13 protein-coding genes are annotated in these 14,805 nt (G+C 47.5%); 7 read left to right on the top strand and 6 right to left on the bottom strand.

Going from position 1 to position 14,805, the window contains the following annotated elements; genetic code table 11:
- Positions 1 to 102: 102 nt before the first annotated feature.
- The 3 genes from KNO71_RS13625 to KNO71_RS13615 all read right to left on the bottom strand — a co-directional run bounded on the left by KNO71_RS13625 (position 103) and on the right by KNO71_RS13615 (position 5,614).
- A complete protein-coding gene (locus KNO71_RS13625; RefSeq protein WP_214688966.1) occupies positions 103 to 756 on the bottom strand; it encodes a hypothetical protein in 654 nt (217 codons plus the stop codon).
- Between the two features lie 48 nt (positions 757 to 804).
- Positions 805 to 2,007, bottom strand: coding sequence for an NAD(P)/FAD-dependent oxidoreductase (locus KNO71_RS13620; protein WP_214688964.1), 1,203 nt, complete (start codon positions 2,005 to 2,007; stop codon positions 805 to 807).
- 100 nt (positions 2,008 to 2,107) lie between these two features.
- Positions 2,108 to 5,614, bottom strand: coding sequence for a chitobiase/beta-hexosaminidase C-terminal domain-containing protein (locus KNO71_RS13615; protein WP_214688962.1), 3,507 nt, complete (start codon positions 5,612 to 5,614; stop codon positions 2,108 to 2,110).
- Between the two features lie 373 nt (positions 5,615 to 5,987).
- On the opposite strand from KNO71_RS13615, the gene KNO71_RS13610 reads away from it, so the two are divergent.
- The 5 genes from KNO71_RS13610 (at position 5,988) to KNO71_RS13590 (ending at position 9,360) form a co-directional block, all read left to right on the top strand.
- Positions 5,988 to 6,749: an alpha/beta hydrolase gene (locus tag KNO71_RS13610; protein WP_214688960.1), complete on the top strand. Its 762-nt coding sequence runs from the start codon at positions 5,988 to 5,990 to the stop codon at positions 6,747 to 6,749.
- 132 nt (positions 6,750 to 6,881) lie between these two features.
- Positions 6,882 to 8,537, top strand: coding sequence for a glycoside hydrolase family 13 protein (locus KNO71_RS13605; protein ID WP_214689046.1), 1,656 nt, complete (start codon positions 6,882 to 6,884; stop codon positions 8,535 to 8,537).
- A 54-nt stretch (positions 8,538 to 8,591) separates the two neighbouring features.
- Positions 8,592 to 8,930, top strand: a complete 339-nt coding sequence (locus KNO71_RS13600; RefSeq protein WP_078146028.1) for a hypothetical protein — start codon at positions 8,592 to 8,594, stop codon at positions 8,928 to 8,930.
- A gap of 57 nt (positions 8,931 to 8,987) precedes the next feature.
- Positions 8,988 to 9,191 carry a YwbE family protein gene (locus KNO71_RS13595; RefSeq protein WP_015880320.1) on the top strand — a complete coding sequence of 68 codons (204 nt, stop codon included), beginning with the start codon at positions 8,988 to 8,990 and terminating at the stop codon, positions 9,189 to 9,191.
- A 1-nt stretch (position 9,192) separates the two neighbouring features.
- A complete protein-coding gene (locus KNO71_RS13590) occupies positions 9,193 to 9,360 on the top strand; it encodes a hypothetical protein (protein WP_015880321.1) in 168 nt (55 codons plus the stop codon).
- A gap of 38 nt (positions 9,361 to 9,398) precedes the next feature.
- Here KNO71_RS13590 and KNO71_RS13585 read toward each other — a convergent pair whose 3' ends face one another.
- On the bottom strand, positions 9,399 to 10,376 hold the full coding sequence (locus tag KNO71_RS13585; protein ID WP_214688958.1) for a hypothetical protein: 978 nt from the start codon (positions 10,374 to 10,376) through the stop codon (positions 9,399 to 9,401).
- Between the two features lie 421 nt (positions 10,377 to 10,797).
- On the opposite strand from KNO71_RS13585, the gene KNO71_RS13580 reads away from it, so the two are divergent.
- Positions 10,798 to 12,270, top strand: a complete 1,473-nt coding sequence (locus KNO71_RS13580; protein WP_078146030.1) for an alanine/glycine:cation symporter family protein — start codon at positions 10,798 to 10,800, stop codon at positions 12,268 to 12,270.
- Between the two features lie 50 nt (positions 12,271 to 12,320).
- Here the strand turns inward: KNO71_RS13580 and KNO71_RS13575 are convergent, their stop codons facing one another.
- Both KNO71_RS13575 and KNO71_RS13570 read right to left on the bottom strand, forming a co-directional pair.
- Positions 12,321 to 13,121 carry a formate/nitrite transporter family protein gene (locus KNO71_RS13575; protein ID WP_078146031.1) on the bottom strand — a complete coding sequence of 267 codons (801 nt, stop codon included), beginning with the start codon at positions 13,119 to 13,121 and terminating at the stop codon, positions 12,321 to 12,323.
- A 93-nt stretch (positions 13,122 to 13,214) separates the two neighbouring features.
- Entirely contained in the window at positions 13,215 to 13,604 is a 390-nt protein-coding gene (locus KNO71_RS13570) for a VOC family protein (RefSeq protein WP_078146032.1), read from the bottom strand.
- An 80-nt stretch (positions 13,605 to 13,684) separates the two neighbouring features.
- On the opposite strand from KNO71_RS13570, the gene KNO71_RS13565 reads away from it, so the two are divergent.
- Entirely contained in the window at positions 13,685 to 14,803 is a 1,119-nt protein-coding gene (locus KNO71_RS13565) for a GTPase (protein WP_078146033.1), read from the top strand.
- Positions 14,804 to 14,805: the final 2 nt, after the last annotated feature.

Here is a 14,805-nt window from a genome sequence, read left to right as displayed (position 1 = left end):
GACTGACCGTCGTAAGTCACCATTTGACCTACTGTATCGGTGTTCCCTAACGCCAATAAAAAAATCCCTCTTTTTCAAAAAAGAGAGATTTCACACAAACATTTATAATGTGGCCCATACATGCTGTTTCAATACGATTTGTTGTACCACTTTAGGGTCGAGTTCGTATTTTGTGGCAATGATTCGTGTCACTTTCGCTTTCGCATCGGGGTCATCAGGATTCTGCTTCGTATATTGATCTTGCCATGACCTCCAAATTTGAATTTCTGTATCGGTCAATTTGGTCGTCCATTCTTTTTCTCGAAGTTGCCAACCGAACATCATGTCGTCTGTTTGACCGGGTTCCACCCAGTCTGCGAGTCCATAGTCGCCTTCCGGAGCGAATACGGCTTCACCGAGTGGCGGTTCCGTCCCGATATAGGCAGCATCATCATAAAATCGTAACAAGGCGGCCTGGAATTGATCTGACTGTTTTACGTCATCGATGACGTCATGGCTGACGGATTGAAGCTCATCCGTACTCGGGTTCCCATGTACGACGATGTCGTATTCATATCGAATGACACCGTCTTGTTCGATTGGTGTACGTTCTTCAATCGTATATATTTCCTCGGAAATGGGTGCTTGTTCAGCCTTTAACTGCGTCGTGGGGACGGATTCCTGTGGCCAAAACCAAAAGGCGCAACCGAGAGGGACGAGGAATACGGCAAGACGACGTAGTCGGTACACCCTGTTTGATTTTCTTTTTTTCTTCAATCCAAAAACACTCCTTCAATGATGTAACAATCCCCAAAATGTCGGGGATTACGTTCGATCTAAACGAACGAGGTCCGCATCGGGATGCGACTGACCACGAACGAGAGCACTCAAAATACGAGAGCCGAGCATGCTATACACGGTCCCATTTCCCCCATATCCGAGCAAGTAAAACAAGTTCGGTCGATTCGGGTGCTCCCCGATGAACGGGAGTTGGTCCACCGACTCTCCAAACAAGGCGACCCAAGCATAATCGACTTCTAGGTCATACATCGGAAAGAGCTCGGCGATTTTTTCTTTCACTCGTTCCGCCCGATCGTTCATGAGCGCCTCATCGTGCGGCGTTTCGGCCTTGTCTTCGTCAAGCCCACCCGCGATAATTCGCCCGTCCGGAGTCGTGCGCAAATAGAGATATGGTCGTTTCGTCTCCCAGATGAGCGCGCGTCCTTCCCATTCGCTGAATTCGGCGATCGGATTCGTTGCGATGGCGTATGACCGATTCAAATCGATCCGATGGGAGTCGAGTAGGGGAGCTGGCCCATAACCTGTCGCAAAGATGACTTTATTCGCTTTAAATGTCCCGTTTGAGGTGAACACAATCCATCCATCACCATCAGACACGACCTCATCCACCGACGTCTCTTCAAAAATCGGGACGTGTTGTTTCGATAAATGGCGGATGATTTGACGACTGAGCGTGAGCGGATTGACCTCGGCATCGCCTTTTGTGATGAGGGCCGCCGGTTTTTCAAATGGGAAGCGTTCACGTAGTGCCTCACGATCCAACCACTCCACATCAAAACCGTGTTTGGCTAGCATCTCATACTCACGTTGCAATTTGGCAACATCGTCCTCTTCACTCGCAAAACAAAGGCTGTCCCGTCGAATATATATATCGGATGCATCGACATCTTTCGCCACCTGGTCGAGCGATTCGACCGCGTCGAGACATAATTGATAGAAGCGTACCGCTGCCGCTTCTCCAATTTTTTCTGCAAGTTCATGTAACATGATGTCATTTGAATATTGAATTAAACCGGTATTTGCTGATGTGCTTCCGGTACCGACTTTTCGCCCATCGAGCACCGCAAAATCGACGCCATCTCGTTGTAACGTATAAGCCGTCAACGTTCCGGACATACCGGCTCCGATGACGAGTACGTCGTAATGCTCTTTTTTGTCAGGTCTTTCTAACACGACGTCCTCTGATTCGGTCGTTGGCCAATATAAATCTCCGTTATACAATTCCATCGGTCTCATCCTCCATGATATTCAGTATCTTCCTCTTTATCCCCGCTTCAATAGAGGTGAAACCAAAAAACCGCAGACGATGTGTCTGCGGTTCAACATGTTATTTCTTGATGATGATGGATGAAGGAGAAGCGCCTTTCGTATATGTGATGCGTTGGACGTTTTTTGCCCCGCGAATCTCAGCAAGGTTTTTCCCGTCAACGATTACTTCTTTTACCGTCGCGCCTTTGAAGTCGATGATGGCACCGGCTTCTTTCGGTTTCACTTGAACGACGACATTTTTCAACGGTTCTCCTGTCAATTCCGTGTATACGCCACGAACGAAGATGCCGTTTTTGAAGTTCGTGCCTTTTCCGATTGTCACGCCGATGTAATCCTCTTGAAGGACGAGGCGAGCAGCTTTATGGTTTTCTACAGTGTAACGCGTCAATTCCACTTCTGGTTCCGGTGTGAAGTCGATTTGTGCAAGTACTGGATCATGGTCACTCGCACGCCCTGACATCTCAGTGAAGTCCGAGTTGACGTGAATCATGTCAATTTTCGTAGAAGCGGCCAAGCGATTCGAGACGAGGATGTGATCGAGTACTTGTGAGTTCCCTTGATACACATACGAGTAGCGGTCGACAGCAGGAACTTTCTCGACCATGTTCGTCATCAAGTCGCCTTTGAAGATTTGGAGCGCATCCGAGAATTCGAAATCATTGAAGTCTCCGAGTGCGACGACGTTCGCTTCTGGATTCTTCGTCTTCACGTCCGCCACGAAGTTGTGGACGACTTGTGCGATTTTCTTACGTTGCACTTCACTTCCGAGTACGACCGGTTGTTGTGAACCGAAGAAACCAGTGTCGCCACCTTTCGAGTTCCAATGGTTCGCGATCACGATGACGTTCTCGCCTTGGAAGTCGAATTGAGCAGCTAACGGTTTACGCGAACGATCGAACGCTTCGTTCGTCGGATCGATACGTCCCGGGTTGTGCGTCAATTTCCCATCGGCGTATCCGACGGCCGTCGTCGCATCACCAGCAGGCATTCCCTCCGTCAATGACACGCGCTCAGGATCGTACAAGAAGCCGACACGGATGTTGGCATCTGGGGCGCCTCCGTCTTGGTTGTTCTCTGGGTCGATGTTGACGTATTTATACGTCTTCCCACCGACAGCGACAATGTTATCGATTAAGCGCTGATAGCTCTGGTCAGCGGCAGAACCTGCCCCTTTATCCTGTCCATCGTTGTCTTGTACTTCCGTCACACCGATGATGTCAGGGCTGTTCAATTCGTTGACGAACGCTTTCGCCAGTTTGAGTGCCTTTTCATCTGATGTTTCTTTGATGTTGTTCGAGAAGTTCTCTAAGTTATACGATGCAATCGTTAATTGATCTTCTTCTGCCTCGATGAATGTCTTCTCACGCTGCGCATCTCCTTTGACGAAGGCAGCTTTCATGTCTTCAAGGGAGGCTTGAATCTTATAGTTACCGAACGAATAGCCGACAACACCGACAATCGGTCCATTGAATCGGTCGCCTGTCGCGACATCGAATTCACGCGCTTCCGCGTTCGGCTCGAGACGGAACTGAATGCGTTCCGGGTTTGCGTCGTTCTTTTTCAATAAGACGCCGCCATTGTACGTCTCCGTTGGCGTATCTTCGAGAACTGTGACTAAGTCACCGTATTCTTGTGGTCCGACCGACTTCAAGTTGTTCGTTTGAACACGCATTCCTTCAAGGCTCTCCCAGAAGTCGATGGCATCCTTCTCCGGATTGAAGACGGCGAGGTTGTCGCTGTCGATAAACTCGGTCGGAAGGTTTGAGGCATCAATCGTGATTGGAGTCGGAAGTGTCACGCCGCTCGCGACGACTTCGACTTTTCCGTTACGTGTATCGATTTGTGTCATCTTCATATCTGTCTGTTGACGGTCGCTGTATCCTTCGATCGCATACTCGCTCACTTTTCCGTTCACTTTGACGAGGTCACCGACTTGAATGCCGGCAATCGAACGTCCACCGTAAAGGACAATCCCTTCAGATGTCCGTGCATCGTCATCGGCTTCCGAATCAGGCGTTTGGATGAAGTAATAGGTCGTCCCACTTGAGACGAACGTAGACGTGACGATTCCTTCGACACCTTCAACCGTCTGTCCGTTCATCGGAGTCGTATGGTTCGCACCTTGGATGTCGTGAATGCGAATCTTGTCTGTGATCTTATAAGAGAATGTTGAGACGGCGCTGAATGTGTCTCCCGTTTTCACGACCGTCTTCAATGTCGTCGAGTTTTCAATGCGGATTGGGTTTTCGTAACGAAGCCCATTCTCTTTTGGATCAGAGCCGTCGAGTGTATAGAAAATCTCAGCGTCTGCTGTCGTTGTCGAGAGCGTCACGTCTTGTGGACCAACGAATGTACCGGCACCTGGTTTCGCGACAGCCGGCCGAAGAACGGACGTATCGATAACCGTGTCCGCCGGGTCACGAGGGATGATTTGGTACGTATCGTCAAACTGTTGAACGATTCCTGTGATCGATGAATAGTTCACATCCGTCTGTAAATCAAGGATGCCTCGCTCGTCGCGAACGACGAACTCCTTCGTTCCGTCCGTCGCCGTCAAGTTCTGACCGCTACCTGTGAGTGTGACATTTTTGACGGTAACGAGTTCGGATTCGACGTCCTCGTTGATATGTTCCCCTGTCAAGACTTGGGCAGTAGGAAGTGTTGCTGCTTGTTTTGAAACAACGACAGCGCTGTTCAATTGAAGAAGCTCACGGTACGAACCGACGACCCCTGTGACAACGACCTCGTCCCCGACGTTGACGGCAAGAGATGTCGGACGGATAGACAGACCACCTGTTGCGTCTTGAATGGAGATGGTGTTCGCTAATTTAGCCGTGACGACTCCTTTTACGGTGACCGTCTCATTTTCTGCCTTTGTTCGTGCATCAGCAATTGAAATTGGTGTGATTGGTGCAGGAGGCTCCGTTGTGCCGCCATCTCCGTATTCGACGCCTTGGAACGTATGTAACCCGAGATTGTCGAACGTGTCTTGTGGTGTCGATGACCATTCGACAGCCGGGTCGAAGGCATCACTGCCATCACTGTCTCCCTTTGTGACCGTGTCTTTACGGATGAGCGATTGGTCAGCAGTCGCAACGGTCGTTCCCCATTTTGTCCCTGGGTCGAAGCCGAGTTGACCGAAGACATCAAGAACCGTGTCTCCTTTTTTCAAGACGATCGTGTCATCCCCGTTGAAGTTCGTCACGGCACTCACCGTATCCGATTTTGCTTTCAATGTGTCCGACGCACTGCCGTTCACAATGATATATGTAGCTCCTGGTACGAGGGTGCCAGTCAAATTCAATGTATTTCCGGCAGTCGTACCTCCGTTTGAATACAGTTCAATTTTGTAAGCGGAAAGGTCGATTGTCGCGTTCGTTCCATTGAATAACTCGATTGCTTTATTGTTGCTCGATCCTTCTACGTACTCGGAAATGAAGAGATCTGATGCGTTCAACGTCTCGGCGTTTACGTTTGCCGCAATCGGCGTCATACTGCTGACGATGAGTCCTGCTGATAAGGCGAGGCCAGTGACTGCCTTAAATGATTGTGTTGGTTTCCCCATGTGTAAGTCTCCCTTAGATGTAATGGTCTAATCCGATTTCCCCAACTTGCGTCGTTATAAATAAGTGAATTTATATCCTCCTTTTTCAAAAAAACGACATGATAGCGCTTACATTACTTTTCTTGTGACGAATCCCTTGAAAAATTATTCGTGTATTGTCAAAAATAACACGTTCATTTCCCAAGTTTTTTTACTACATGTTAAACATAACCAAGCAGACGTCAGAACTCAATCCACTAAACACAAAGTTATGATTACATTTTGATTACAAGGTAAATGTAGTCGGAAGAACTTGACGATTGGCTTGAGAACTCTTACACTCTTCTAATACGAATTAATTGTATCGGTTAAGTTAGAATTAAAGGAGGCACTAATGAAAGCAGTCAATTACCCAGTCATTCCTGGAGCAGGCGCATTTTATTATGAAGGAAACGAGATCGGTGTTTTGCTTTGTCACGGCTTTAACGGGACACCTCAAAGTGTACAGGATGTCGGAATTGAGTTGATGAAGCAAGGGTTCACGGTGTATGCCCCGCGCTTGAAAGGGCATGGGACACATCCGGAAGACTTTCGATGTTCGACGCATCGATGTTGGTATAAAAGTGTGACGAAAGGAATCGAGCGGTTGCGCGAGTCGTGTCAGACGGTCATCGTCGTTGGTCAGTCAATGGGTGGGACGTTGGCACTCAAGGCTGCCCTTGAAGGGAAGGCGGATGCGATCGTGACGATCAATGCCGCGTTATCGGTACCAGGATATGCGTGTCATGCGTCGGATACCGAGTGTCGATTTATCGACGAAGACGCACCCGACATCTTGGCAGACGATGTATATGAGATTGTCTATGACCGTGTGCCTACAAGAGCGATTCGGGAATTGCTTTCGCTGATTGACGAGGTGCGACCGCACGTCGGAGCAGTTGATGTGCCGACGTATGTCATCCATTCTGCTGTCGACAACGTGGTGCCACCTTCCGACTCCATCTGGTTGTTTGAGCAGTTACAAGGAACAAAAGAATACGCGGTGCTACCAAACTCGTATCACGTCGCGACGATGGACCATGATTGGAAGCATTTGTCGAAGCTGATCACGACCTTCTGTGAACAGGTTGGGGCGCGCCATCAAAATGCAGTGTAAAAACTGCATTTTTTTGTGGGCTGATTCTTTGCAAACGCTTGCACTAGTGCTATGGTAGATGTGAATCATACCTTATTGTAGGAGGCACGGTGCCGTATGGAGACGTTGTTCAGCCAAACGAAACAAACAGAGATCAGTCGTGTATGGTGGAAAGAGGCCATCGCCTATCAAATTTATCCACGAAGTTTCAACGATTCGAACGGGGATGGAATCGGTGATCTTCGCGGAATCATTGAAAAGCTCGATTACTTAGAAGACCTTGGAATTGATGTCATTTGGATTTGTCCGATGTACAAATCGCCAAACGATGATAACGGATATGATATTAGTGACTATCAAGACATTATGGATGAGTTTGGGACGATGGAGGATTTTGATGCCTTGCTAGAGGCGGTGCATGCACGAGGGATGAAGCTGTTGCTCGACCTCGTCGTCAACCATACGTCGGACGAACATCCATGGTTCCTTGAATCGAAGAGCTCGAAAGACAATCCGAAACGAGATTGGTATATTTGGCGAGATGGGAAAGATGGGATGCCACCGAGCAACTGGGCGAGTATCTTTGGTGGGTCCGCTTGGGAATATGACGAACCGACCGATCAATATTACTTGCACGTCTTCTCAAAGAAACAACCCGATTTGAACTGGGAGAATCGTGAAGTTCGGACGGCTGTCTATGACATGATCAACTGGTGGCTCGATAAAGGAGTCGACGGATTCCGTGTCGATGCGATCAGTCATATTAAAAAGATGCCGACGGAGACGATGTTATCTTCTCCGGACGGAAAATCGATCGTGACGGCGTTTTCGATGTACTCGAACATTGACGGAATTCATGAATATCTACAAGAGATGAAGCGAGAAACGTTTTCCAAATACGACATTATGACTGTTGGGGAGACGAACGGAATCGAGCCGGAAGAAGCTGACCAATGGATGGGGCCAGAGAATGGTGCGATGAATATGGCCTTTCACTTTGATCATGTCGATATCATGCGACGGTCGCGTCTTGCCCCGCTCGATGTCGTCGAGCTTAAACGAATCTTCGATAAATGGCAGCAGGGGTTACGCGAAACTGGATGGAACGCATTATACATTGAAAACCATGACATGGTGCGAGCGGTATCTCTCGTCGGGGATGAGCATCATTATTGGCGTGAAAGTGCCACGGCGCTTGGGATGATGTACTTCTTCATGCACGGGACACCATTCATTTATCAAGGACAAGAAATCGGGATGAAGAATGTGCCGCTCCCATCCATTCATGACTATGATGATGTCGCGACGAAAAACGAGTACTTCGAACGGATCGCGAACGGGATGAGTGAAATCGACTCGATGCAACAAGTATGGGGCACGTCTCGTGATAACGTCCGGACACCAATCCAGTGGGATGCCTCACCTCATGCTGGTTTCTCGACGACGACCCCGTGGATGCCGATTCATGAAGAGTATGAGACGCTCAACGTCGAGGCACAGCGACACGACCAGCACTCCATTCTGTCGTTCTATAAGGAGATGATCCGTCTTCGTCGAGCTGAGGAAACGTTTACGTATGGTCGTTATCGTGACGTCTTGCCTGAACATAAGCAAGCTTTCGTCTATGAGCGTATATTTGAAAACAACCGCTTCTTCGTTGTCGTCAACTTGACCGCCAATCCGGCAGAAGTGACCGTTCCGGAAATTGCAGGCGCCACGCTTGTCATGACGAATGAGATTGACCCGGAAACAATTGATACGGAAACGTTTATGCTTCGACCATTCGCAGCACGGTTATATCGTTTATGATAGAAAGGTACCTTCTGAGGAGGGTACCTCTTTTGAATGAAGGGTGGGACGAGGATGCATACGATTGAATTTTCCAATGACAACGAGGTCGTACGCATGGTCATTGGTGGTGCCGATCGCGAACGGTTGGAATTGATGATTGATGAGCGACGCGTTACGATTTACGTGAAAGCGTATCTCGATTTTGGAGAGGCGTTCGCTAAGGCGTTTCATTCGTTGAAAGGGACGGCCGCACTCCGTGATGTGGAAGGACAGTATGTCATGGATGTGACCTTTTCGCATCGAGGGGTCAGCGTTCGATTGTATGATCCGTTTCCTAAGAAGACGCTTCAGACCGATCAAAGTTACATGACAGAAACGATGCGACAGATCGGCATCTGGAATAGGCTGTGACAAATGAGGGAAAAGAGCATATGATAGAGATGGACTAAATGGAAAGGGGTGTCGGGTATGGATGGAACGAAACGTGCTGACATTCGCCCAGGACTCCACGTCCAAATCGTTTTAAAACAAGATCAACGAAGCGGAAAGCTGACGAAAGGCGTCGTTCAAGATATATTGACGAACTCGCCACGTCATCCGCACGGAATCAAAGTGCGTTTGAGCGATGGACAGGTCGGTCGTGTGAAAGTGATCGAAGCTGGAGGTGAGTAAGATGAGCGAGAAAAAACTATCTTTTCAAGAGGCGATGAAACAAAAGCTGGCAGAGAAGAAGCAAAATCAAACGAAGGTTCCCACGGGTTTACATGGTACAAAACAGAAACCGTTGACGAGCCAATTGACGAAAAAACCAAATAACCAGAAGAAACGTACTGGTATATAAAAAGCAGTCGCTCCTCAAAAGCGACTGCTTTTTATCTTTTAATCGTGTAACGTGTTTACGAAATAACCATTGTTAAACTGATCAAGAAGTTTTTGATAGTATTTCATTTGATCTATATTTTTGTTTGCAAGAGCCACTTCTGCACCAGACAATAGTTCACCCACGGTAAAGCCAGTTGATACACCACTGTCCTTATAAACGAGCTCAAGGTTCAAGAACGATGGGTCATTTAATAGTACATTGATTTTTGCGGCTGTTAATTGCATAATCAAACGTTTTTCTTCAGTCATTGATTTCGGCGAGCTTGTCATTAGTGCGGACAAGGCCTTTTGTCCTTCGAGTGTACTGACATCATAAGCAATTCCTTGAATATAAACGATTGAGCCATATTCGAACGATACTTTCTCATAGTTGAAGATGTTTTTCCAAAAGCCGATTGTATATACCCCATAATCAACCTCTGGTGGTGGTGTACAATCTTCAACGGTCAGTGTCACATATCGTACCCAAGGATTTCCTGTACCCGGATCACCAGGATAAGCAGTTTCCGTTTCTCCATTAACGATTGTATCTAGGTGGAGGAAGACGTTAAATTGGAAACCGTCTGATTTTAGAACGCTTTCGTTCACACCAAGATAACTTGCTAACGAAGCGTAAGGAATTAAGAGATGTGTTGGATCGACGAGGGATTTTGTTTTAAACTCATATGCGCCAGGACTACCGCGCTCAAGCGATTCACTGGTTAATCGAAAATCAATTTTAATATTTTCAGGTACGTCGGCTAACGTCACTCCGTCATTTAAATCGATGACAATTTTTAAGCCTTCCGCGACAAACTCAAAATCGACGACTCCAATCGGGATGTTTTGCCCTGCATAGATGGTAGAATCAGAATTCGTGGATACACACCACTGTGTCCCTCCGGTCGCTTCCGCCACATTTCCCTTCATAGGCAACAATGACAACACGAAGGCCAATATAACGAACCAAGATAACCACTTCCGATGTCTTTTCATGATTCTTCCTTCTTTCTTCTAGATGACTTTTCATGGTGAACAGAAGGTGGAGACTATAATTATGTAATACCCTGTACAAGTGAAAAACAATGATTGATTAGTGAAAAAAAGTATAAAAAATGAATGGTATTCATACGAGACCGTGTAATGAAAAGACACGGCAAATAAGAAAATGAAGTAAAAATAATGAAATTATATTTTTCTATACGCACTATAAATCATGATTTAATATTTCTAAACATTTTTATGTAAGCGCTTTAAGTACTTATAAATAAGGACTCTGGCTCAGATGATGTGAAAAAAGAGTGAAATCACCTATAAAAAAATTATTGATAATTGTCAGAATCTTTGTATAATTCAGAACTAAGACATCATAAAAAATTCTCAACTTCAGATTCACACAACAGGGAGGAACTTATTCATGGAAGCGATTCAAGGTATGTTACAAGGAAGCGTCGACTTTTTGAACAACATCTTATGGTCGTACGTATTGATCGCCGTTCTCGTCGGAGCCGGGATCTACTTCACGGTCAGAACACGATTTATGCAGTTCCGTTACTTAAAAGAAATGTTACGTACGGTGACAGATAAATCGGACGTTACACTTACAAAAGACGGGAAGAGTATTTCTTCAATGAAATCATTCTTTATCGGTGCCGCGACTCGAATCGGTACAGGTAACCTTGCCGGGGTCACGGTAGCGGTCACACTTGGTGGACCAGGAGCGGTCTTCTGGATGTGGATCGTCGCCCTTCTCGGTGGTGCGACAGCCATGATTGAAAGCACGCTCGCTCAAGTATACAAAGTGAAAGACGATGTCGCGTACCGCGGTGGTCCGGCTTACTACATCGAAAAAGGTTTAAACAACCGTGCACTTGGAATCGTATTCGCGGTTCTCATTGCTGTCACATTCGGACTCATCTTCAACTCTGTTCAATCGAACACGATCGCTGCAGCATTCGATAACGCATTTGGAATCGATGCAGCGATCGGCGGAGCAATCTTAGTTGTTCTTACTGGCCTTGTCATCTTTGGTGGTGTACAACGTGTCGCGAACTTCTCGGCAATCGTCGTACCTGTCATGGCTGTTCTCTACCTTGCTATCGCACTCTACGTTGTCGTTGTGAACTTCGCTGAACTTCCAGGCGTCTTCGCTATGATTTTCCAAAGCGCATTTGGTTTGAATGAAGCAGTCGGTGGTTCAATCGGTGCTGCAATCTCAATGGGTGTACGCCGTGGACTCTTCTCGAACGAAGCAGGTATGGGTTCTGCACCAAACGCAGCAGCTGCTGCTGAAGTATCGCACCCTGCGAAACAAGGTTTCCTTCAATCACTCGGTGTATTCTTGGATACGTTGATCGTATGTACAGCAACTGCAGCGATCATCCTTCTCTCAGACAGCTACGCTGCTGGAAATGGTGAAGGGATTGTCCTTCTTCAAAACGCATTGACTGAGCAAATCGGAACACTTGCTCCAGCATTCATCGCTGTCAGCGTCTTCTTGTTCGCCTTCAGCTCGATCGCAGGAAGCTACTACTACGGTGAAACGAACATCGAATTCATCAAGAAGAGCAAAGGTGTAGTCTTTGGATTCCGTCTTGCGACAATGGCATTCGTTTTCATCGGAGCGGTCGCAAGCCTCGGATTCGTATGGAGCCTCGCTGACCTCTTCATGGCAGGGATGACATTGATCAACATCGCGGCAATCACATTGCTCGGTGGCGTTGCCTTCAAAGTTCTTAAAGATTACGAAGAGCAACGAGCTCAAGGTCTCAACCCACGCTTCTCGGCTCGTAAACTCGGTATCGAGAATACAGAGTGCTGGGATGTGGAAGAAGACGAAGTGGCACAAGGTACTGTTCAAGCAGCAGCAGCCGACGCTTCAAAATCATAATTCGTGAAATGCAACAAACAGGGACCCTGCTAATCGGGGTCCCTGTCTTTTTATGCATGATGACGTATCGGCTTGACGGTTTGTTCCGTCTCCGATTTGTTCAAATACAAGTAACTTCCGGCAACGAACAACGCACCACCGACAATATTGCCGAGTGTGGCGAAGAATAGATTGTAAAGGGCACCGCTAAAGGTGACGAGATCCGACGGTACATAGTGGAGCGCGAGAGCGAAAACGCCCATGTTCGCAATTGAGTGCTCGAATCCAGCGGCGAAAAATACGACGACCGGAAGCATCGTCAGCATAATCTTCGCGACATCATTGTTCGTTTTGAGTGGCATGAAGATGGCCAAACAGACGAGCACGTTACACAAGATTCCTTTCAAGAAAATAGCAAGGGCGTCTCCACCGATTTTCTTCGCGGCGACGACAGCGAGCAAATGGTCACCCGTCACGTCACCCATACTATGAGCCCCGATGACGAGAAGCGATAGCAAGACGGCACCAATCAAGTTACCGACCCAACTGAGTCCCCATATTTTTACGAGGTCGAACCAAGCGACACGTCCTCGTTTTGCACCAGTGTAGAGATACATGGTGTTGCTCGTAAACAATTCTCCCCCCATCCAGACGATGAAGACGAGTGCCACTGAGAAACTAGCGCCCGCAATCAGCATCGTTCCGGGGACATCGATGAACATGTTTCCGACGGTGAATGAGAAGACGACTCCAATTCCGATTAAAAAGCCAGCGATTATCGATCGTAACATGTATTGAGGAAATGAATGTTGAAGCAATGATGATTTCTTAAATGCGGCTTCTTCCATATAATCGACGACTTGCTTTTCCATGAAAAGACCTCCTTTAGACCCTTTCAGTCTAGGAGGTCAACGTGAAGTTTGCAATTGTTTTCACAAACTTTTAAGAAGTTCTCAAGAAACCGTTCACATCGTTGCCACGAGTTCAACTTTGATGCGGTCCGGGTCTTCAAAAAATAGTGCTGTATAGTTTGGGCCTCCTGCGTGGGGGAAGCGGTCTGCGTACAATTCACGAAACCCGTGTGATGCGAGCTGTTGCCGAACTTCTTCTAATTGTGCGAGGGAAGACGCATGAAATGCCAAGTGGTTGAGACCAGTCTTTTTTCGGTGATACGGTGGCGCAAGGTGAGTCTTTTCCGTTTGAACGAACACGAGATATGTTTCACGGTATCGATAGCTCCGTCCTTCGGGCCATGATTGATAGAGCGTGTACCCAAGTTGTTCACAGAGGAGCCATTCCCAGGCTTGTGTACTGTTATGTAGGTTCGAAACGTAAAGTTCGACATGGTGAAGCATGAGAATCATCCTTTCGATGGACGTTTGAAAATGGTCCGTTCGGTATAATTGAACTATACAACGAATGAGGGAGGAAGCGTATGGATCGGACAGGGCTCGTCTCAAATATTTTGATTGCTGGAAAGACCGGTGTCGGAAAAAGTGCGTTCATCAACTATATATACGGACATGACGTCGCCGAATCGCGTGCCGGAAGTCCGGTCACTCAAGAAGGGCTTCACAAATACGAGTATTACGATTTAGAACGGGGCATCTTGTTTCGTTTTTTCGATACGTGGGGGCTCGAGGCGGACCGCTCTGAAGAGTGGCACCAAGCGATCCTATCCATCGTCCATCAGCGTGAAGGGGCGCTCGATATCGCAGAGTGGTTTCATACGATTTACTACTTATTGTCGGTGCAGTCAGGACGTGTCGAGGCGTATGAGCTCGAGGCGATTTTAAAACCTTTATATGAGCGGGGGAGCAACGTCACCCTCATTCTGACTAACTTCAACGAAGACGACCCGATGAGTGTGCAAAAGGCAGAGGCGATGGAACGGGTATTGTTACGCGAACTGCCGATTGAAGAAGAGGACATCATCCGTGTCAACAGTGTCGAAAAGAAGTTACTGACAGGAAAACACGTCCCGGTAAGAGGATACGAAGAGGTATGGAATCGGAATCGGACGAACCTATGGAAAGACATCGAGCGAAAACTTCCCATTAACTTGACGAATCATCTTCTTGAAGAGTTAGAGGATTGGCGAATTCGGAGTATCGCTTCGGCAGAGACGATTCGGATGCTGACCCCGCAAGCGATGATTAGTTGGAAAGCTAGAAAAATAGAGAAAGATTTAGAAAAGACGCTTGAAGAGGCCGCTTTGACGACGGAAGAGGCGATGGCAGAAGGGGTGCGTCATTATATCCAACTCATGCAGCGGTACCCACTCGTCGGAGAGCAAGCAGACCTTTTGTTTAGAACAAGACGAGTTGAGCTCGGATTTGACTACTCGTTCGGAAAAACAGTTCGAAAGATGGTTCTCGGAATGATTCCTGGAGTGCACTTCATCTACTGGGCATTCAAGCGTCGGGCGGCAGAGCGAGGGATTAAAAAGGCCATCGAGCAACAATATGCATCTGTAAGACAAACGATTGAAGAAGAGATTCGACGCGGCTTTGAGCGCGAGATGGGTCAGCTTGGTCGCACGCTCAACTCATAAGG

It is taken from the genome of Exiguobacterium sp. s163 (assembly GCF_018617135.1).
In the GTDB taxonomy this organism is placed as follows: Bacteria; Bacillota; Bacilli; order Exiguobacteriales; family Exiguobacteriaceae; genus Exiguobacterium; species Exiguobacterium profundum.
Note: the sequence above shows the minus strand (reverse complement) of the source record. Positions and strands in the feature narration are given on the sequence as shown.

Bases quoted from the DNA above. Each gene is read 5' to 3' on its own strand.
- KNO71_RS13620 (WP_214688964.1), bottom strand. From the start codon at position 2,007: ATGGAATTGTATAACGGAGATTTATATTGGCCAACGACCGAATCAGAG.
- KNO71_RS13615 (WP_214688962.1), bottom strand. From the start codon at position 5,614: ATGGGGAAACCAACACAATCATTTAAGGCAGTCACTGGCCTCGCCTTA.
- KNO71_RS13610 (WP_214688960.1), top strand. From the start codon at position 5,988: ATGAAAGCAGTCAATTACCCAGTCATTCCTGGAGCAGGCGCATTTTAT.
- KNO71_RS13600 (WP_078146028.1), top strand. From the start codon at position 8,592: ATGCATACGATTGAATTTTCCAATGACAACGAGGTCGTACGCATGGTC.
- KNO71_RS13595 (WP_015880320.1), top strand. From the start codon at position 8,988: ATGGATGGAACGAAACGTGCTGACATTCGCCCAGGACTCCACGTCCAA.
- KNO71_RS13590 (WP_015880321.1), top strand. From the start codon at position 9,193: ATGAGCGAGAAAAAACTATCTTTTCAAGAGGCGATGAAACAAAAGCTG.
- KNO71_RS13585 (WP_214688958.1), bottom strand. From the start codon at position 10,376: ATGAAAAGACATCGGAAGTGGTTATCTTGGTTCGTTATATTGGCCTTC.
- KNO71_RS13580 (WP_078146030.1), top strand. From the start codon at position 10,798: ATGGAAGCGATTCAAGGTATGTTACAAGGAAGCGTCGACTTTTTGAAC.
- KNO71_RS13575 (WP_078146031.1), bottom strand. From the start codon at position 13,121: ATGGAAAAGCAAGTCGTCGATTATATGGAAGAAGCCGCATTTAAGAAA.
- KNO71_RS13570 (WP_078146032.1), bottom strand. From the start codon at position 13,604: ATGCTTCACCATGTCGAACTTTACGTTTCGAACCTACATAACAGTACA.
- KNO71_RS13565 (WP_078146033.1), top strand. From the start codon at position 13,685: ATGGATCGGACAGGGCTCGTCTCAAATATTTTGATTGCTGGAAAGACC.